Source organism: Thermoactinomyces sp. CICC 10522 (genome assembly GCF_016055075.1).
GTDB lineage: Bacteria > Bacillota > Bacilli > Thermoactinomycetales > Thermoactinomycetaceae > Thermoactinomyces_A > Thermoactinomyces_A daqus.
In genome coordinates, this window is sequence record NZ_JAECVY010000003.1 from 35336 (window position 1) to 54533 (window position 19198).

The window sequence follows — 19198 nt, forward strand, 5'->3', positions numbered from 1 at the left end:
ATTTCCATCCTATTGAGTGGAGATTCCCCGCGCCGCCCAGATTTGGTCAATTTTCGCCCCGTGCATCCCTCCGAACAAGATCACATCCGCTTGTTTGATCGCTTTTGCACCATCGTGGAAAGTCGCGTTTGGCGTTAATGACCAATGCGATTGCAAAATGATCTTGGTGGCCACATCCCGCCCAAATGCCTGAGCCATCTCATACAACCCCTGGGACCAAATTTCCCCGTCGGCATGAACCTCTTCCTGCAGATCGTCCGGATATACTTTGTTGGTATCGAGACGGCGCAAGCAAGGCGGGTTGCCCGAGGAATACGCGGTCGAATCCCACTCCGCCACACAGGCCTTTCCGAAATCATCCTGCGTCAGGGCATCCTCGTAGGTGGCTCCCATGTAATCGCCAAAACCTTCGCCCATCGCTCCTCCTTCTTCGCTGTTTCCAAAGCCGGGAACCTGATTGTCCTGGATCGCATGACCCAACTCATGAACGATCACACCGGCATCCTCTGCGTCATCCACGCCACCGGTGCCAAAGGTAAGATCTTTTTTCGTCGGCGAATAAAAGGAATTATCCTCTTTATAGGTATCCACATTGGCCGTGATCGTTCCGTTCATCACATTGGTAAAGCCAAGCCCGTGAATATACCGGATTATCGTATCCAGATGGTAGTAAGCCATCACATCCTCAAAGCTGTTTTGATTCCGGGTATAATTAAAGGTAAGAGTTTGAGAAAATGTTTTTGATCGCGATTGAATGTTCACAAACTGGCCTTTTAAGTTGCCGGATCCGTCCAGCCCCTGGAGAATCACGGGTTTCAATTGTGCATCCAGCGCCGGGGAGTCGGCATCGTTCCGATCAGAAAGACCGGAAACGGACCGCGCTGTCTCTACCGGGTTGGGCAGAAAAACTTTGCCGGAGCCGGTGGCATGCCGGTTCAAATCCCTTTTTGCCAACAGCTTGCCGTCGCCGGCTCGCAAATAGGTCTCCCATGCTCCAAACGGGTTGACGGAATGGACGACGACGCGGTAAACCGGAATCGCCTGTCCGTCTTGCACGAGATAGCCGAATTCTTGTTTCGTCGGTCCCCAGGTTTCTTTATCTTTGGCACCGATCTGTTCAAACGCCCGGTCTGTTCTTTCTTCCTGGGAAATTTGCTTGGACGGGATTTTTTGCACTTCCCGCGCCGGTTTAAAATCGGATACGACCAGTTGCACTTTGCCCGCCCGGCTGACCGTCACGACCACCTGGTTCGTAAACACAGGATGGTTGCCGATGACCTGTTGGTATCTGACATAATCCGCCAAAGGGGTTGTAATCGTGGTTGAATATTTCAATTCGGATAAATCTGACTTCAGATGATACGAACTTGCGTGTTCTTTTAAATATTGATCAGCAATTTGTTTGGCAACCGAAACGGTTAACATTTCCGGTTGATGCCCGGGTTCAGCCATCGCCAGCGGAATGCTCAACATGAACACCGACAGAAACGCGACCATCGCCCACAAGCGAAGCTTTTTCGATTTAACCAATCATTCATCCCCCAATTTAATCATATTCAAAAATATTTTATTATTCGGACCCGTATGCGTCCACCGTTTTTATATAAAAAAGCAGGAGCATTTTTCCGCTCCTGCTTGGTTCATCCGCTCTTGAGCCATCGAGGCAACAGTTTCCGCAGCATAAAAGGCTTCCCTTTCCGTCCTGAAGGTTTTAATGCTTCCTTGTGCAGATCCCGCTTGATAAGCAAATAGCGTCGCATCTCATTGAGAAAGTGCAACAAAGCAGCGCGCGTTTCAAATTCTTCCCGGGTGACGGGCAAAGGGGACTTTTTAAATTCCGCGCGCATCTGTTCAAGCTCTTCCAAAAAGAGATGCGCCGTATTCCCCGGGTGCACTGCATCGGAGAGTTTATCGAGGAAATGGGCGATGATATACCCCTGGACACAGCAGGTGTTTAAGGAAGAAACCGTAGGCGCGATCCGCTCCAAAATCTCAAATTGCTTTCCGCGCATTTCAAAGTAACGGTAATAACTGTAGTTAGCATCGTTCAGGCGATTTTCAATATCCTTCAAGGCCAATTCTTTCGCTTGTTTGAGCATATCGGATGTTTCGGTAATCTCTTTTCCGTCCCAGTCGCTGTTGCCGTTACGCAAATAACTGGCAAATTCCTTTAAAATCGTTTTAAAGTTCTGCTCAATCTCTTTGCGGATGCGCTCAAGATCCTTCTCGACATTGGGCATGTGCATATTTACCAAAACTGCTGTTCCGATCCCGATGATCAGGAGCATGGTTTCATTAAAAATTGTTTTGAGATCGATATTCTTTAACAGAAAAAAATGCAAAATGATGACCATGCTGGTGGTAATCCCATCCTTCAGGTTGAGAAAGACGAGCAACGGGATCAGGATAAACAGGAGAACAGACAAACTGAACAGATGGTAGCCGATGGTCTCAAAGATGGCAAACGACAAGCCCATGGCGATAAAACATGCCGCCAGCCGTTCCCATGCCGTTTGGTACGAACGCTTCTTGGTCGGCTGGATACAGAGGATGGTCAGCATGCCGGCGGAAACATAAAATTGAAGTCCCATCCATTCCGCCAACCCCATCGCCAAAGGCATCCCGATTACTGTTTTGATCACACGATATCCAATCTTCATGGGGCCTCACTCTTCTTCTAATAATCATTGCCCATTATAACGCAACCCCCGGCTTTGTAAACCGGAAAAAGCAGCGGGCATTCGTGAATGTTTTATTAACAGCACGATTCCCTAAACTTAACAAGTTTGGTATGATATTAGATGTGAGAACTGTCTGAATCAGGGAGCGATATATATGAGCACGATCACTTCGGCCGGCATTCCTGCCAAAAAAAGTTACTATCGTTTGCTTGAAGCCAGTTTTGACCGCGCCAAGCGCCTTTTGGATGAAATGAATTCCCATCCTGAGAAGTATACCCCCGAGCGAAAGAGGGATACACTGGCTTATCTCACACATCTGCAAAACGAAATGAGAAAATTAAAAATAGATCCGCAATGACTGAGCCATAAAAAGGATAGGAAGTAACGAGCGCATGCCGAAGCCTTTTTCCCGGAAAGGCTTCTTTTTTTCATCCCCCTGCCACCGGACTTTTGCCCGCCTTGCATGACAGAAAACAAATTCCAATCGCTTTCAAAAACCTCTTCATAAAATCCTGCAACACTAATGAAAAATGAAAAACAGCTGATTTCACCGGTAATAACTTCTATTCTCATCCTGTAATTTCAGAAAACGAACACCGACGGTCGCAGGATCAGCCATCAAGAAAATTTCCCTTCTTAATGGAAAATAATCAATAAACTGGCAATCCACTCTTCATATGATATACGGATTCGGATCAAAATTCTACATTTATAATGATGAATTATTTTTGTTTAGTTTGAAATATTTATATTATTTAAGAAATAAGGGAGGAATTTTCATTTGAAAAGAGAATGAATAAATAGATCATGCAAAAGGAGGGTTGCCGGATAAGAATAAAGTATCTTACTGTTATATGTCTGAATGATCGGAATTGGCGTTGAATTCATCAAAAAGGAGAGTGCCGTATGAAACGCATCTTGAGTGTAGTGGCAGCTTTGTTGATGTTGGCGCTGCTCATTGTTCCTTCGTCCATTTTCGCAAGCCCTGCCCATCCGACAAATTATGTTCCCGGGGAGTTAATCGTCAAATTCAAGCCGGGCGTTAATACCGCTTCCGTCGAATCGCTCAGTGACCAGCTTGGAGCAAAAGTGGTCGAATCATCAAAATACGGCTGGCAAGTTGTCAAGTTCGACAAAAATACCTCCATTCAGGACATGATCAAAAAATATAAAGCAAACCCCAATGTACAATATGCAGAACCAAACTACTATTTCCATGCAGAATGGACTCCGAATGACACCTATTTCAGCAGCCAGCAATGGGGCCCGCAAAAAATTCAGGCTCCGCAAGCCTGGGATGTCACCAGAGGCAGCAGCTCCGTAAAAATCGCTATCGTTGACACCGGAGTGCAATACGACCATCCGGATTTGAGCGGCAAGGTGATCAAAGGATATGACTTTGTCAATAACGATTCTGATCCTTATGACCAAAACGGGCACGGAACCCACTGCGCCGGGATTGCCGCCGCTGTAACCAACAACAGCAGAGGGATTGCCGGTATCGCGCCCAATGTGAGCATTCTGGCAGTTCGTGTTCTGGATGCTAACGGCAGCGGCACATTGGCCAATGTCGCCAACGGAATCCAATATGCTGCCGATCAAGGAGCAAAAGTCATCAGCCTGAGCCTTGGCGGTTCTGCCGGTACCTCCACTTTGCAAAATGCGGTGAACTATGCTTGGAGCAAAGGAGCCGTTGTCGTGGCTGCGGCCGGTAATGAAAGCACTTCTGCTCCGAGCTACCCGGCTTACTACAGCAATGCCATCGCCGTAGCATCGACCGATTCCTCCGACAGACTCTCTTATTTCTCCAACTACGGCAGCTGGGTTGATGTTGCCGCTCCCGGCTCCAGCATCTTCTCAACCTATCTCGGCAGCACTTATCAAACCCTGAGCGGCACTTCGATGGCCACCCCCCATGTGGCTGGTCTTGCTGGTCTGCTCGCCTCCCAAGGCAGAAGCAATTCGCAAATCCGCGCAGCCATTGAAAACACCGCCGACCGGATCTCCGGCACGGGTACTTACTTTACCTACGGCAGAATCAATGCTTATAAAGCTGTAAATTATTAATCCAAAAAATTGCCCGCAAAAAAACCAGCCCCCGCTTGAACCCGGGCGGCTGGTTTTTTTATGATAAACGAAAATCACCTGGCATAAAGCAGAAACCAGACAAGTCCGACCACAAAAAACAGTACGGCGATCGTTCCTAAAATCCGCGGCAGATATTGCATAGAAAACCTCCACTGCTCACCGGTAGTCAGCGCAATTCCACGATGGTTACGCCCGAACCTCCTTCGCCGTGGGCTCCGAGGCGGAATCCTTTCACACTGCGATGTTTCCGCAAAAACTCCTGTACGCCGGTGCGAAGTGCGCCGGTCCCTTTCCCGTGAATCAGCGAAACCTGTTTATATCCTGCGAGGAGGGCTTTATCCAGATAGCTGTCAATTTCCAGGATGGCTTCTTCCACCATTTTCCCGCGCAAATCAAGTTCCGGTTTTACATCGGTTCTTGAGCGTTTCACGGTTGATTTGATTTTGACAGCGGGAGCGGGTTTGGCTGACGCCCGCTTCTCGAGGCCGTCGCGGTGAATTTTCATTTTCAAAAAGCCGATCTGCACCTGAAATTCATCGTTATCCAGCACTTCCACCACTGTTCCGGTCTGATTGATCGAGAGCACCGTCACCTCGTCACCGACCTCGATTTTTCGGGATTTTCCGGCTGCCTTCTTCGTTTTTTTGGGCAACTCCCAGTCCGGAACAGCCTGATCCAGCCTTTTTTTCGCTTCAATCAATTGATGTTCCTTGATATCTTGCGGTTTCTGTTTCGCCCATTCGCGCAACTCTTTCAACACCGCTTCTGCTTCGCGCTGGGCCGTGCGCACGATTTCCCGCGCCTCCATGCGCGCTTTCTCCTTGATTTTCGCCTTCTCTTCTTCCCACTGATCCAGCTGCCGGCGCATATCCTCATACAGCGCTTCCGCTTCCCGGTGCAACTCCGCGGCTTTGATCCGTTCCTCTTCCGCTGCTTTTCTTTCCGCGGTGAGGCTGCTGATCATCTCTTCCAGCCGGTTTTCCTCGCTGGAAAGATGCTGTTTCGCCACTTGGATCAATTCTTCCGGCAATCCGAGCCGTTTTGAGATCAGAAACGCATTGCTTCGCCCGGGAACACCGACGAGCAGACGGTAAGTCGGCCTCAATGTCTCCACATCAAATTCAACGCTGGCATTGACTGCTTGCGGATGCGTATGGGCAAACAATTTCAATTCGCTGTAATGGGTGGTGGCAATGACCAAAGAGCCACGGGAAATGACATGCTCCAGAATGGCGATGGCCAGTGCAGCCCCTTCGGTCGGGTCGGTCCCTGCTCCCAGTTCGTCAAATAAGACCAAACTTCCCTCATCGATTCGCTTTAAAATGCGGATAATATTCCGCAGGTGTCCCGAAAAGGTGCTCAAGCTTTGCTCAATGCTTTGTTCGTCTCCGATATCGGCAAATACTCCGCTGAAGACGGGCATCGTGCTCTCTTCTTCCGCCGGAATCGGAATTCCCGACTGCACCATCAGCGCAAACAAGCCTACCGTTTTCAGCGTCACTGTTTTCCCGCCGGTGTTCGGTCCCGTAATGATGACAGACCGGTATCGTTTCCCCATCTCAATATCGATCGGAACGACCTCTTCCGGCGAAATCAAGGGGTGGCGCGCTTTTTTCAGGCGCAACGTCTGATCGGTCGAAAGCTGCGGACAGACCGCTTTCATCTGATAACCGAACCGGGCCCGGGCCGCGATCAAGTCAAGTTCAGCCAGGGCGGCCACATTCGCTTGCAGATGCTCAGCCTCTTCCTGCACCTTGGCTGTCAGGAGACCGAGCACGCGATCCACTTCTTTCTGCTCCGACAACTCCAGTTCACGCAAGCGGTTGTTCAATTTCACCACCGCTTCCGGCTCAATGAACAGCGTGGCTCCGGAAGCTGATTGATCATGGATAATCCCGCCAAATTGCGCCCGGTACTCCTGCTTCACCGGAATCACATAGCGATCAAAGCGCTGAGTGATGATCGGTTCCTGCATCATTTTCTGATAGTGGGCACTTCGGATCATGTTATTTAACGTCGACTGAATTTGCCCGCGCACGTCCCCCATCTGCTGACGGATTCTCCGCAACTCCGGGCTGGCCTGATCCTTCACCATCCCCTGATCATCAATGCAGGCGAGGATTTCCTTTTCCAAATGATCCAAGCTTTCTATGCTCTCCGTCAGTTCCCTGAGCAAAGGGAGTTCGGCCGTTTCCTCTTCCAGTTGCCGCAACAGCGACTTCACTTTTCTTCCGGCGGAAACCGTGCTGGCAATCTCCAGGCACTCCGCTTCATTCAACAATCCGCCCAGAGCCGCACGGCGCAAACTGGCACGAATGTCGCGCACACCGCCGAGCGGAATATCCCCTTTTAAACGGAGAAGATCCATCCCCTCCTGCGTCTCCGCCAAACGGCGCTTCACTTCTTCCCATTGATCCGAGGGAACCATCGCCTCGACTTTTTCCTTGCCGAGGCTCGTCGCCGCATGGCTTTTAACAATCTCTTTTACTTCATCATATTCCAACGAATTCAGCGTCCATTGTTCCACGCCGACATCTCCTCTTTAATAAAAAAATCCCTTTCTATTATAGCACGACTGCAAACGGAAAAACCGAATCCCTGCGGGAAGGATTCGGTTATTTGCAGAAGACATGTTTTCCGATTCTCTTGATGATCGGCCGGCTCCAAATCCATTTGGATGTGGAACGAGCAGGGTTGAAATAATACAAAGCTCCGCCCGAGGGATCCCAGCCATTGATCGCATCCATTACAGCCTTGCGTGCGGTTTCATCCGGTTCCATCCAGATCTGCCCGTCAGCCACTGACTCAAATGCCAACGGCTGATAAATAATCCCCGGAACCGTATTGGGAAATTGGGAGCTGTCAACCCGGTTTAAAATAACCGCGGCAATCGCCACCTGGCCGACATAAGGCTCGCCCCGGCCTTCGGCGTAAACGGCCCGTGCCAACAGATTGATGTCGCTCTTACTAAATCCGTGACTGCTTTTGGGCAGCGTGAACGCCTTCCTGGCTTTTTTCGGAGCATAGTTCCTGGTTGCCTTGCGCAGCTTCGCCATCGTTTCCGGACCGGCGATCCCGTCGATTTTCATCCCAAAACGGTATTGAAACAGGCGAACGGCGTGATAAGTCCGATTGCCGTAAACACCGTCAATTTTCCCTGTATAAAAGCCGAGAAACCCGAGTCGCCCTTGCAGTTCCCAGACTCCCCCGCCGCGCGCCCCGCGTTTGAGCACCGGCCCTTTGGGCTTCTCTTTCGTCATCTCCGGTGTCCAATGCTTGGTTGCCTTCCACAAGCGAAGTTTCGTTTTGGGGCCGACGATCCCGTCGATTTTCATGCCAAAGGCATACTGGAACAGACGGACGGCCCGGTAGGTTCGGTTACCAAACACGCCATCCACCGGGCCCGTATAGTAGCCCAGCAATTTCAAACGGCCCTGCAGTTCCAGTACATCTTTTCCGGAAGAACCCTGCTTCAAAATCCCGGAGCCAAAGGCTGGAACCGGATTTGCCTTGGCGGCCGTCTGCGCCCACAGATCCGTGTGGATGCCGGTAACCGCCACCAAAACGACCGCCAAAAGAAGGAGCGCGATTTTGATAAAAGTTCGGTTTCGCATACGGAAAAACAACCCTTTCCAGGTTGGTATTTTCCGTTATTATGCTTACCTTTCCCGCAAATCATACGGAAACCCTTTGATAAGGAACGACGCCCGTGGACGGTTTCCGATGATCAGTGACATGTGAGACTGCCATGAAAACACAACATTAAATCGTCCATCCCTTTTTAACCGGGGTCATCCCAAGCGGGACATGATCAGCTACTTCCCATTTTCGGCTTTCGATTTCCCTGTCTTTTGTTTCAAGCGTTGCAAGAGTTCATGTAACGGCAACGTGTTCAGCACATCTTTCGGTTCCAGCCAACCCCGCCGGGCGGTGGCCACTCCATAGGCGATATTGCCCAGCTCTGCGGTGGAATGGGCATCGGTGTTAATGGCAAAGGTGAGTCCGTACTCTTCTTTTGCTTTTTTTATAAGCTCGTCGTTTAAATCGAGGCGGTGCGGGTTGCTGTTCAGTTCCAAAATCGTGCCTGTCTCCTTTGCCGCCTGAAAAATGCGGTCGACATCCACGGAATAAGGGTCGCGCCGCAGGAGAAGGCGCCCCGTCGGATGGGCGATCATGTTGACGTACGGATTTTCCATGGCCTGGATGATGCGTTTGGTCATTGCTTCCTCGTCCTGGTTAAACCGGCTGTGGATCGAGGCAATGACAAAATCCATCCGGGCCAGGATTTCATCAGGATAATCAAGACGCCCATCCGGTAAAATATCCATTTCCACCCCTTTTAATATCACGATGCCCTCCAGTTCGGCATTGATCCGCTCAATCTCCGCCCACTGTTCCATCAATTCCTCCACCGACAGCCCGCCGGCCACTTTCAGCGATACTGAATGGTCGGTGATGGCAATATACTCGTATCCTCTCGCCTTGGCTGCCAACGCCATGTTTTTAATGCTGTCGGCTCCGTCGCTGTACAGGGTGTGCATATGCAAATCCCCGCGAATCTCTTCCGGACGGATCAGCCCGGGCAGATTGTCCTGCTCAGCCCGCTCCATCTCGCCCCGGTCCTCGCGCAGTTCCGGGGCAATCCAGGGCAGATCCAAGGCGGCAAAAAACTCCCGCTCGTCGGCAAACGTCATCGTTTCATCCGTTTCGCTGTTAAAAATCCCGTATTCGCTCACTTTCAGGCCATATTTTTTGGCCCGTTGGCGAATGCGGACATTGTGTTCTTTGGAACCGGTAAAATGATGAAGGGCGCTGGCAAATTGAGCCGGTGTCACCAGCCGGAAATCGGCTCCCATTTCGATTCCCTCCACATTTACCCGCACGCTCACCTTGGTTTCTCCCTGACCGATGATCTCTGTCACGACGGGCAAGCGGACGATTTTCCTCCCCAGTTCCACGGGAGAGACGGTGGCGATGACAAAATCGATATCCTTGATTGTCTCTTTTCTCCGGCGGAGGCTCCCCGCCAGTTCCATTTGCAGGACTTCTTCCTCATCCTTGAGCTGTTCGGCCAAATGGCTGGCAACAAAGAGCGCCTCATGCAGCAAACGGCGTTCCGGCCTGTTCTGCACCTGGGCGATCGCCTCCAGGATCTTATGCTCCTTTTTAGGGCCGAATCCCGGCAGAGAACGAATTTTTTGCTTTTCCGCCGCTTCTTTCAATTCGTCCATGTTTTTAATGTCCAGTTCCTTATAAAGCGTGTGAACCGATCGCGGGCCGAGCCCCGGAAGTTTGAGAAGTTCCGGAAGACCTGGCGGCAATGTGCTTTTCAGCTCTTCAAGCATGCCGATCGATCCGGCGGCAACCAGTTCCTCAATCACCCCGGCCGTCCCTTTTCCAATCCCCGGCAGTTCTTCCAGGCGATCCAATTGTTTTGCAATCGGAAACCGGCAGTTTTCCACCGTTCGGGAGGCACGGCGGTAGGCATTCACCTTGAAGGCATTCTCCCCGCTGATTTCCAGCAGGTCGGCCAGTTCAAGCAAAGCGGCGGCTATTTGTTTGTTATGCATTGCATCACGCTCCTCACAAAAAAGAGGCTACGTTTTCCGTAGCCCCGATTTTTCACGTCTGATGGGAACCATGCAGCAAATTCTGCACTTCTTTTGTCAAATCCGGTGTGATCTTCAGACAGGTTTGGGCCAGGGCCGATGATTTGACGGCATTCTGCCCCGGTGCCCATGGCAGGACATGAAGAATATTCACGACCACCACGATGACGACGAACGTTTTTACAAAAGCGAACAATACTCCGCCGGAACGGTTGAACAGAGACAGAACCGGCAATTTCGCCACTTGATTGATCACGGAAACCGCGATGGACAAAACGAATTTCGTTCCCACGAACAAAAGGAAAAATGCCATGGCAGAGTAAATCATTTTTTCCATCGGCAGGAGCGAAAGCCACCCGTTATGAACCGAATCGGGCATCTGCCACAATTTGCTCAATTCAGGTGCCAGCTCATCGGTAAATTTGTACGCCACCCACAAAGATGCAAAATAGGTGATCAGCGAGGCCAGCTGCAATACCAGCCCCCGCTGATACCCCTGAAATAACGCACCGATGAGAAGGAGTATTAAGATCCAATCAAACAAGTTCAATGACAAGTCCTCCTCAAGGTTGCTCATCTTCAATCAGATGCATGATTTCATCATATTCTTGTTTCAGCTTAAGATAATCATCCGCAATATTGACGGCAGACAAAACAGCCAGTTTCGTGGCATCCAGACGCGGATTGTTATCGGCGATCTGCCTCATCTTTTCATCAACATGGCCAGCCACCTGGCGCATATGACCAGGGCTCGCTTTTCCGGTCAAATGATACTGCTGACCGTAAATCTCCACAGTCAATTTGTTTTTCATTTTGCAGCGCCTCCCTCACCGAGTGAAGGTTACGGTCAGGGCAGGAATCGACAGCCCTTCGATGTTATTGTCTCAGCTTTGCACCAAATGCAGAAGAGAGGAACGCGACAACCGAATCATGCACCCGATTTACTTCTTCATCGGTCAATGTTCGGTTTGAAGCGCGGTACACCAATGAAAAGGCTACACTTTTCTTTCCTTCCCCAATTTGCTCTCCTGTAAACACATCAAACAAGGATACAGATTGAAGAAGTTCTCCAGCCTCTTCCCAAATTCCTTCTTCCAGCTCCCCTACGGGCACGTTTTCGTCAACGATGACAGCCAAATCACGGGTTACTGCCGGATAACGGGGAATCGGTTCATAGATGATTTCTTCATCAATAGCCGACAGCAGTTTTTCCACATCAATCTGGAAGGCGACCGGATGTTCGAGATCATATTTCCGGGCCAGCTGTGGATGGATTTCACCCAAAATCCCGATCACCTGCTCCTCGATCACCATTTCTGCCGTTCTGCCGGGGTGGAACCCTTTTGGCCGGGCAGCGCGGAATTCAACTCCGTAAACGCCGAGACGGGTGAACAATGCTTCCAGCATCCCTTTCACTTCATAGAAATCTCCGGCGGGAAGCTCTTTCTCTTTCCAGATGGACGGCTCTTTTTTGCCCGTAACCACGCCGGCCAGTTCATAGCGTTCCAGCGGAAGTTGCTCCAATTGCTCTTCTGACGTGAGATAGGTCCGGCCCAATTCAAAAATGGAAACCCGGTCATTTCCGCGATTGATATTGTAGGCAGCCGTTTCAATCAGTTGCGGAAGCAAAGTCGTACGCAAAATCGCATGCTCGCTGCTCATCGGCATCGCCAAATGAATCGGCCGTGCTTGCGGCTCGAGCGATTCCACTTCCGCTTCCGTTTGCTCGGAGGTCAAGCTGTAGGTCAAGACCTCATGAAGCCCCATGTTGCGGAGCGTATGGCGGATGGTGCGGCGCAATTTTTGCTCCCTGGTCAAACCGCCCGGCGGTTGCTGTCCCCACGGCAAAGTGGTCGGGATCCGATCATACCCGAAAATCCTCGCCACTTCTTCAATCAGATCGACTTCGATCATCACATCAGGGCGTCGGGTCGGCACCTGAACCTCATACAGCCCGTCATCCATACGTACAGGGAAACGCAAGCGGCGGAAAATATCCAACACCTCGGGCTGGCTGATTTGCACTCCCAGCAGGTTGACCAGCCGCTCGTGCCTCAATTCGACAATAATGTCATCGATGTCACCCACTTTGTGCACAACCGGCTCCGAACCGGCAACGCCTCCGGCCAACTGGCACAACAACTGGACGGCACGATTGAGGGCCGGCACGATTTGTTCCGGGTCAACCCCTTTTTCAAACCGGGCGCTCGCCTCCGTGCGCATGGCTAATTTGCGTGCTCCCTGGCGGACCAGCATCGGGTCGAAGAAAGCTGATTCAATGAGGACGGAAACGGTCTGCCCGGTCACTTCCGAAGACTCTCCGCCCATTACACCGGCAACGGCCAGCGGCTCTTCCCCATTGGTGATCAGAAGCATTTCCGGGTCGCAGGTTCTCACCGTTCCATCCAGCGTGGTGATTTGCTCCCCTTCCTGTGCGCGCCGGACCACAATCTGGCCTCCGCCGATCCGGTCATAATCAAAAGCATGAAGCGGCTGCCCCATTTCCAGCATCACATAGTTGGTGATGTCGACAATGTTGTTGATCGGACGGATTCCGGCAGAGATGAGCCGGTTCTGCATCCACTGCGGGGACGGGCCCACCTGCAGATTATGCACAACCTGGACGGCATAAAACGGGCAGTCTTCTTCCGATTCAATGTAAACATTCACGGGAGAGTCATATTGCGGCGCCGTTTCGGTAATCATCGGCAGGCGCAGTTCCCGGTCAAAGATGGCGGCGATTTCATAGGCGACACCGACCATCCCGAGACAATCGGAACGATTGGGCGTCAGCTGCAATTCGATCACCTGGTCATTCATGCCCAAGTACTCTTTAATATCCCCGCCGACCGGTGCTTCTTTTTCCAGGACAAGAATTCCTTCCGTCTGCTCTTTCATCAGCACTTTTTCCGGGAAGCCCAGTTCCTTCGCTGAGCAGATCATCCCGTTCGATTCGATTCCGCGCAACTCTGCTTTTTTAATATGAACACCGCCAGGCAATTTCGCACCGACGAGGGCGACGGGAACGCGTTGTCCGGCTGCGACGTTTTTCGCCCCGCAGACAATTTGCAATATCTGCCCTTTGCCGACATTCACCATGCAGACTTTGAGGCGGTCCGCATGGGGATGGGGCTCGACGGATAAAACCTCTCCGATGACCACACCGCTGACTCCGGGATCACGCGTATAGATCACTTCCACTTCGATCCCGGTACGGTTCAATTCTTCTGCAATATCCTCCGGCGTAATGCCTTCCAGATCCACATACTGGGACAGCCATTCATAAGATACAAGCATGATACTTGAACACTCCTCTCACACCGTTTTGAATTGACGCAGGAAACGCAAATCATTGTTGTAAAAATGGCGAATATCATCAATGTCGTACTTCAGCATGGCAATTCGCTCAACTCCCATGCCAAAGGCAAAACCGGAATAGCGTTCCGGGTTGTACCCCGCTTTTTCCAGGACGCGCGGATGAACCATTCCGGCACCCAGAATTTCGATCCATCCTTTTTCCGGGTGATAGATATCCACTTCCACGCTTGGTTCGGTAAACGGGAAATAGCTCGGGCGCAAGCGCATTTCGGTTCCTTCGCCAAAGATTTTTTCAATAAACGACAACAGGACGCCATTGAGCTCACTCATCGAAACCCCGCGGTCAACAACCAGACCCTCGATCTGGGTAAATTGGTGAGAGTGGGTGGCATCATCGTCATCGCGGCGATACACTTTGCCCGGGCAGATGATCCGCACCGGAACATATCCTTCTTTCTTTTCCAAGGTCCTCACCTGAACTGAGGAAGTGTGCGTGCGCAGCAGCAGTTCCGGCGTGATGTAGAATGAATCCTGCATGTCGCGTGCCGGGTGTTCCTGCGGCATGTTCAATGCTTCAAAGTTGTATTTATCCGTTTCCACTTCGGGTCCTTCAGCGACTTCAAATCCCATGCCGACAAAAATATCCTCAATTTTTTCAATGATCAAATGAAGGGGATGAAGCGAACCAACATTTCGTTTCACGCCCGGAAGCGTGACGTCGATTGTCTCTTTTGCCAGTTGCTCTTCAAGGGCTGCCGCCTGCAAAGCCGCTTCTTTTCCCGTTATCAACTGATCCAGGTGATTGCGGATTTCGTTGGCCAAACTCCCGATCACCGGGCGCTCTTCGGGCGACAAACTGCCCATCCCGCGCAACACGCCGGTCAGTTCCCCTTTTTTTCCCAAATACTTCACCTTCAGCTCCCGCAATTCTTCCAGCGTAGTCACCTGTTGAATCGCCAGAGCCGCCTCACTGCTCAAAGCTTCCAATCGCTCGCGCATGAAAAACGCTCCTTTCTCATCAAACTCTCATTTTTTTCGGCACAACCCCGGGACACAAAGCTGCATTTTCACATCCCAAGGCTGAAAGTTAAGTAAAACCAGGGGGCCCACGACCTGACATGCGATTCAAAAAATAAAAAAATCCCGTTCCCATAAGGGACGAGAGATTCCGCGGTACCACCCTTGTTGAAAAGAAAAGGGAAAGTCCCTTCCTTTTCCTCTTGGACTGAAATAACGGTCAACACCGGTTCCCTCTACTGTAGACATTCCGTCTGGTTCAAAGGACAGCTCCAGAGCGAACTTCGGCAGCCGTTTCCTGAAAGTGCTTCCAGTCACGGCACTTTCTCCCTGGTCAAGGACGTACTGCTTACTCCTCTCCATCATCGCCATGCCAATATAATAATTATCCATCTGAAAATTATTTTATTATTATAAGCGAACATATGCGAGCCAGCAACCTCTACTTATGCTGATATTGCTGACGCACGCGTTCAAAAAGGAGAATCGCTCCCACAGAGGAGACATTTAACGATTCCGTTTGCCCTGGCATGGGGATTTTGACTTGCACATCGGCACGGGCCAGCAAATCAGGGTGAACTCCACGGCCTTCGTTGCCCAATAAAATCGCCACCCGTTTGGGATAGGGATAATCGAAATGATACACACCGGCATGCGGTGTCGTCCCCACGACCGTCACCCCCTGTTCGCCAAGCATACCAATCGCCTCAGCCAGATCCGCCTGCACCAGCGGAATGCGAAAGATGGAGCCCATGGCGGCACGAACCGCTTTGGAGTTAAAAGGATCAACCGTTCCTTTGCCCAGCAGAATCCCATCGACTCCCGCCGCTTTGGCCGTACGGATGATCGTTCCCAAGTTGCCCGGATCCTGGATCGCATCGAGGAGCAGATAGGTGGCCTCTTGCTTTTGCCGGGCTAAGAGCTCATCCGGCGACCACTCGGGAAGACGAATAACCGCGGCAATCCCCTGGGGGGTTTCCGTTTCAACCAAGCGGCGAAAAAGGGGAGGAGCCAATTCATAGACGGGAACCCGTTCCGGAAAACGGTGAAGAAGCGGCTCTGTGATACCGGTTTTTCCCTGCTCCAGCAGCACCGCGAAAAAGGGAATTCCGGCCTTAAGCGCTTCCTCCATTAAATGTTCGCCCTCGATCAGCAAAGCCCCTTGCTGTAATCTCCCTTTTTTTGTTTTCAACTTTTGCCATTGTTTCACCTGTTCATTTGCCTGTGAAGTAATCAACCGGATTTTTGTCATTCTTCTGCGCCTTGTTCCTTCCTGTTTTATGATTTTTCTTCAAATTCTCCCGGGCCCTGCCCATTCCCTCGTACAACCAAACCGCTCCTTGTGCTCACACCGGGCCATATCAAAATGTTTCCCGGCACAGCCGCTGACGATCAACGGCATCGCCTGCCAATTTTTGCGATCAGCCTTAACTAACATATCCAATTTCCGGATAAAGTCCTTTTTTCCGCACATCCTAGTTAAAAAAGGAGGTCAGATGATGAATTTTGACATTCGCGGTGCAGTAATCCACAACATTCATACCATGAATACACAAGAACTGCAAGAGCTTGTGGTTGATTCCATTCAGCGCGGTGAGGAAAAACTGCTGCCCGGGCTCGGGGTTCTCTTTGAAGTGATCTGGAAAAACAGCAACCCCAATGACCGGAAGGCGATGATCCAAACCCTGCACAATTCCCTGCCCAAAAGTTGAATGCGAAAAGCAAGAAGTGAGTTCAAATCCTGGCTGCCGAGCTCACTTCTTCCCAAAACTCAATCAATAAAAAAAGCCCGTCCTTTTAAAAGAACAAGGCTCAAGAAATGATACCGCCCATCTTTTACCAAAATCCCCCGCCAAATCCTCCCCAGCCAAATCCGCCAAATCCCCACCACCAGAAGATAAAGAACAAGAAAATAATCACCAGAACGGCGATTACAATCCACCAAGCCCAACCAAACCCGCCGAAAAAGACGCTGGTCAACTTGGTTTTTGGCTTATTGCGGTTCGCATCCAACGCTTGGACCGGGGTAATCTGGCGGTTTTTATCCCTGAGTTTGGGTTTGTTCATGGCACCGATCTGTCTCCTTTCTTATCCAGTTCACTACTAATGTATGTAGAAAATGGTTGGATGGTTGGACAGATGGTAACCCCCATCACCCAATTATTCGCTTTCTGTTCTGGCAAAGGAAAGAAACAGAGTAATCAGGATAAATGCGATGAGCGCCAAAAACGGAATCGTAATAAATCCAAGCCAGTTAATCCACTCCTGGGTGCAAGGGACTCCGACCTGACAGGAGGCCACTTTCGCCAGAGCCGGCACTTTTTGCTCCAGATAATGATACAGGGAAACACACCCACCGATGATGGTTAATGGCAAAACATATGGAATGATATTCCGGTCCGTGCGATAGGAGGCAATTCCCAGCAGAATCACCAGCGGGTACATAAAAATTCGTTGCACCCAGCACAATGTACAGGGGATGAAACCAAGCACTTCACTGAAGAAGAGGCTACCTCCGGTTGCCACAATCGCCACTATCCAAGCAAAATAAATACCGTACGTATTTAACAACCTCTTCATCTTTTTCCCACTCACTTTTGGTTCAGTTCATCGTTGATCAATTTTTTCAGGTCGTTGTAGTCAAAGGGATTTTCCACCATTTTTCCATTGATGAAAATGGTCGGAACCGAATTGAATCCCAATTTTTGCGCAAATTGGTTATGGGCTCTCACCTGCTGCGCATATGTTTTATTTTGCAGATCTTTCCTTACCTGTTCTGCGTTCACTTCAGGGATGTTCTGTTTGATCAAAGAGACGATAAAGTCGGGAGTGGCCCAATTCTGATCTTCTTTTCCCTGATTTGAGTAAACAGCGTCATAAAATTTCCAAAAAGCGTCGGGGTTTTGCCGGTAAACGGATTCTGCCGCTTGGCTCGTTATCTCGGAATTGGGGCCGAGGAATTCGAGGCTGGTAAAATACATTTGCGCTTTTCCCGTATCAATATATTCTTTTTTCAACTGCGGATAGATCACATCATGAAACTGCTTGCAGACCGGGCAGTTAAAGTCGCCGAATTCCATGATTTTCACCGGTGCCTGGGCACTTCCGATCCGCGGCATTCCGGTGTATGTAATCGCAGCCGCCTTATCCTCTTTGTCACTTAGCAAAGGCGCGACAATCGCGTAAATCCCCACAGCGAGAAAAAGAACCAAAATCGTAATCATGGTGATGGTACTTGCTGAACTCTTCTTTTTATGCTGATTAGCCATTTCCTCACACCTCCTTATAAATGTTACAATAAATCAATTGGAAATTCTATAGAAGGAATTCATAGAAGATTCAATCTGTGTTCATGATGGCTTCACTTTCCCCGATCATACCCCAACTTCATTGTAACCTCCGAATAATCCTGACAGAGAAAAAATTGAACAGAAAGGAAAGACGAGATGTTGTTAAAGAGAACCATCCGGCTTGGATTTTGTCTGCTCCTTTTTATATTGGCTCCGGGATGCAGTGCGGATGAATGGGGACCGCTGACCGAGGGGTTGCAACCGGACGTCGATTTGTCACCTGATGACCAAACGCTCTTATTTTCCTATGCTTTTGATCAGACAGCAGCGGTCTATACCGCCGACCTTCACGGAAAACACATAAAGCGCTTGACTCCTTCGTCCGATTCCTCCTTTGTGCAACCGGTTTTTTCTCCGGACGGCAGGAAAATCGCCATGATCAGGAAGCGGGGGAACAACGAACAAATCCTCTGTATCATGAACCGTGATGGAAGCGGATTAAAGGCGCTGACCGACAAACTCGACGGCTTGGTGACCGACCTCGCTTTTTCCCGGGACGGCCGTTATCTCTATTTCGCCAAGGCTTACGATTTGAGCGTCGACACAGAGAGTCCCGTCCTCTATCATATTTTCCGCATTCATCCGGATGGAACGGGACTTGAAATGGTGACACGGCAAAAAGAATATGAACTGCGCAGTTTAGCTGTTTCAGCTGATGACCAGACACTCTACTACGTAACGGGCCAAACGGATGACGACGATCTTCCGCGGCTGAAGGTTGTCCCGATTGCCCACCCGGAAAAAGCCCACTTTCTCGTGCCCAAGGGGAAACGGGAAGATCCGAGCGTAAACGATGTGGAATTGTCCCCTTCCGGCAACTGGCTGGTATTCACCGGAATTGCCGAAATAAAAGATGGATTGCCGAAGTACGAGCAATATCTGATGAATATGAAAACGAAGGAAACGAAGAGAATTTCTTTTCTGAGGTCTGAAACGGGCAGTGCCGTCTTTTTTCACAAGAAAAACCAGGTGCTGTTCACGGAAGATATAAATTGGAACCGGACCGGTCCTGACTCACCACCGCCGGAATACAAGGTGTGGATCACGGATTTCAGCGGATTGCATCAAAAATCGATCCCGCTTCATGTGCCGCTTCCCGAAAGGTAAGGTGGCGCATCTCATCGCGTTTTGCTAT

17 protein-coding genes and 1 other annotated feature are annotated in these 19198 nt (G+C 50.4%); of the genes, 4 read left to right on the plus strand and 13 right to left on the minus strand.

From position 1 onward, the window contains the following. Positions 1-9: 9 nt before the first annotated feature. Complete coding sequence (locus I8U18_RS06430) at positions 10-1497, minus strand: M36 family metallopeptidase (protein WP_198064655.1); 1488 nt, start codon at positions 1495-1497, stop codon at positions 10-12. Between the two features lie 143 nt (positions 1498-1640). Continuing rightward, positions 1641-2660, minus strand: coding sequence for an aromatic acid exporter family protein (locus tag I8U18_RS06435; protein WP_081943988.1), 1020 nt, complete (start codon positions 2658-2660; stop codon positions 1641-1643). 175 nt (positions 2661-2835) lie between these two features. Between I8U18_RS06435 and I8U18_RS06440 the strand changes: the two genes are divergently transcribed. After that, positions 2836-3039: a hypothetical protein gene (locus I8U18_RS06440; protein ID WP_033102095.1), complete on the plus strand. Its 204-nt coding sequence runs from the start codon at positions 2836-2838 to the stop codon at positions 3037-3039. 584 nt (positions 3040-3623) lie between these two features. After that, positions 3624-4748 carry a S8 family peptidase gene (locus I8U18_RS06445; RefSeq protein WP_370589259.1) on the plus strand — a complete coding sequence of 375 codons (1125 nt, stop codon included), beginning with the start codon at positions 3624-3626 and terminating at the stop codon, positions 4746-4748. 187 nt (positions 4749-4935) lie between these two features. Here the strand turns inward: I8U18_RS06445 and I8U18_RS06450 are convergent, their stop codons facing one another. The 8 genes from I8U18_RS06450 to I8U18_RS06485 form a co-directional block, all read right to left on the minus strand. After that, positions 4936-7296, minus strand: coding sequence for an endonuclease MutS2 (locus I8U18_RS06450; protein WP_198064602.1), 2361 nt, complete (start codon positions 7294-7296; stop codon positions 4936-4938). An 88-nt stretch (positions 7297-7384) separates the two neighbouring features. After that, complete coding sequence (gene sleB / locus I8U18_RS18170) at positions 7385-8383, minus strand: spore cortex-lytic enzyme (protein WP_038020990.1); 999 nt, start codon at positions 8381-8383, stop codon at positions 7385-7387. A 201-nt stretch (positions 8384-8584) separates the two neighbouring features. After that, the gene (gene polX, locus I8U18_RS06460) at positions 8585-10339 is read right to left on the minus strand and encodes a DNA polymerase/3'-5' exonuclease PolX (protein ID WP_198064603.1); all 1755 of its coding nucleotides are present in this window, start codon (positions 10337-10339) and stop codon (positions 8585-8587) included. 52 nt (positions 10340-10391) lie between these two features. Further along, on the minus strand, positions 10392-10928 hold the full coding sequence (locus I8U18_RS06465) for a CvpA family protein (RefSeq protein WP_033102091.1): 537 nt from the start codon (positions 10926-10928) through the stop codon (positions 10392-10394). 13 nt (positions 10929-10941) lie between these two features. Then, positions 10942-11190 (minus strand): cell division protein ZapA, encoded by a 249-nt coding sequence (zapA, locus tag I8U18_RS06470; protein ID WP_033102090.1) that lies wholly within the window; start codon positions 11188-11190, stop codon positions 10942-10944. Between the two features lie 64 nt (positions 11191-11254). Continuing rightward, complete coding sequence (gene pheT, locus I8U18_RS06475) at positions 11255-13675, minus strand: phenylalanine--tRNA ligase subunit beta (protein ID WP_198055385.1); 2421 nt, start codon at positions 13673-13675, stop codon at positions 11255-11257. An 18-nt stretch (positions 13676-13693) separates the two neighbouring features. Continuing rightward, the gene (gene pheS / locus I8U18_RS06480; protein ID WP_033102088.1) at positions 13694-14695 is read right to left on the minus strand and encodes a phenylalanine--tRNA ligase subunit alpha; all 1002 of its coding nucleotides are present in this window, start codon (positions 14693-14695) and stop codon (positions 13694-13696) included. A gap of 152 nt (positions 14696-14847) precedes the next feature. Continuing rightward, positions 14848-15088, minus strand: a binding site (T-box leader). A gap of 67 nt (positions 15089-15155) precedes the next feature. Then, a complete protein-coding gene (locus I8U18_RS06485; RefSeq protein ID WP_198059021.1) occupies positions 15156-15965 on the minus strand; it encodes a TrmH family RNA methyltransferase in 810 nt (269 codons plus the stop codon). A 247-nt stretch (positions 15966-16212) separates the two neighbouring features. On the opposite strand from I8U18_RS06485, the gene sspI reads away from it, so the two are divergent. Beyond that, the gene (sspI, locus tag I8U18_RS06490) at positions 16213-16425 is read left to right on the plus strand and encodes a small acid-soluble spore protein SspI (RefSeq protein WP_033102086.1); all 213 of its coding nucleotides are present in this window, start codon (positions 16213-16215) and stop codon (positions 16423-16425) included. Positions 16426-16549: 124 nt separating this feature from the next. Here sspI and I8U18_RS06495 read toward each other — a convergent pair whose 3' ends face one another. The 3 genes from I8U18_RS06495 to I8U18_RS06505 all read right to left on the minus strand — a co-directional run bounded on the left by I8U18_RS06495 (position 16550) and on the right by I8U18_RS06505 (position 17982). After that, positions 16550-16780, minus strand: a complete 231-nt coding sequence (locus tag I8U18_RS06495) for a hypothetical protein (RefSeq protein ID WP_033102085.1) — start codon at positions 16778-16780, stop codon at positions 16550-16552. A 93-nt stretch (positions 16781-16873) separates the two neighbouring features. Beyond that, entirely contained in the window at positions 16874-17293 is a 420-nt protein-coding gene (locus tag I8U18_RS06500) for a disulfide oxidoreductase (RefSeq protein WP_033102084.1), read from the minus strand. A gap of 11 nt (positions 17294-17304) precedes the next feature. Further along, positions 17305-17982, minus strand: coding sequence for a DsbA family protein (locus tag I8U18_RS06505; RefSeq protein WP_033102083.1), 678 nt, complete (start codon positions 17980-17982; stop codon positions 17305-17307). 177 nt (positions 17983-18159) lie between these two features. Between I8U18_RS06505 and I8U18_RS06510 the strand changes: the two genes are divergently transcribed. After that, the gene (locus I8U18_RS06510; protein WP_198064604.1) at positions 18160-19170 is read left to right on the plus strand and encodes a TolB family protein; all 1011 of its coding nucleotides are present in this window, start codon (positions 18160-18162) and stop codon (positions 19168-19170) included. The last annotated feature ends 28 nt before the right edge of the window (positions 19171-19198 follow it).

Coding starts and splice junctions, on each gene's coding strand:
- I8U18_RS06430 (WP_198064655.1), bottom strand. CDS start 1,497: ATGGTCGCGTTTCTGTCGGTGTTCATGTTGAGCATTCCGCTGGCGATG.
- I8U18_RS06435 (WP_081943988.1), bottom strand. CDS start 2,660: ATGAAGATTGGATATCGTGTGATCAAAACAGTAATCGGGATGCCTTTG.
- I8U18_RS06440 (WP_033102095.1), top strand. CDS start 2,836: ATGAGCACGATCACTTCGGCCGGCATTCCTGCCAAAAAAAGTTACTAT.
- I8U18_RS06445 (WP_370589259.1), top strand. CDS start 3,624: ATGTTGGCGCTGCTCATTGTTCCTTCGTCCATTTTCGCAAGCCCTGCC.
- sleB (WP_038020990.1), bottom strand. CDS start 8,383: ATGCGAAACCGAACTTTTATCAAAATCGCGCTCCTTCTTTTGGCGGTC.
- polX (WP_198064603.1), bottom strand. CDS start 10,339: ATGCATAACAAACAAATAGCCGCCGCTTTGCTTGAACTGGCCGACCTG.
- zapA (WP_033102090.1), bottom strand. CDS start 11,190: ATGAAAAACAAATTGACTGTGGAGATTTACGGTCAGCAGTATCATTTG.
- pheT (WP_198055385.1), bottom strand. CDS start 13,675: ATGCTTGTATCTTATGAATGGCTGTCCCAGTATGTGGATCTGGAAGGC.
- pheS (WP_033102088.1), bottom strand. CDS start 14,695: ATGCGCGAGCGATTGGAAGCTTTGAGCAGTGAGGCGGCTCTGGCGATT.
- I8U18_RS06485 (WP_198059021.1), bottom strand. CDS start 15,965: ATGACAAAAATCCGGTTGATTACTTCACAGGCAAATGAACAGGTGAAA.
- sspI (WP_033102086.1), top strand. CDS start 16,213: ATGAATTTTGACATTCGCGGTGCAGTAATCCACAACATTCATACCATG.
- I8U18_RS06495 (WP_033102085.1), bottom strand. CDS start 16,780: ATGAACAAACCCAAACTCAGGGATAAAAACCGCCAGATTACCCCGGTC.
- I8U18_RS06500 (WP_033102084.1), bottom strand. CDS start 17,293: ATGAAGAGGTTGTTAAATACGTACGGTATTTATTTTGCTTGGATAGTG.
- I8U18_RS06505 (WP_033102083.1), bottom strand. CDS start 17,982: ATGGCTAATCAGCATAAAAAGAAGAGTTCAGCAAGTACCATCACCATG.
- I8U18_RS06510 (WP_198064604.1), top strand. CDS start 18,160: ATGTTGTTAAAGAGAACCATCCGGCTTGGATTTTGTCTGCTCCTTTTT.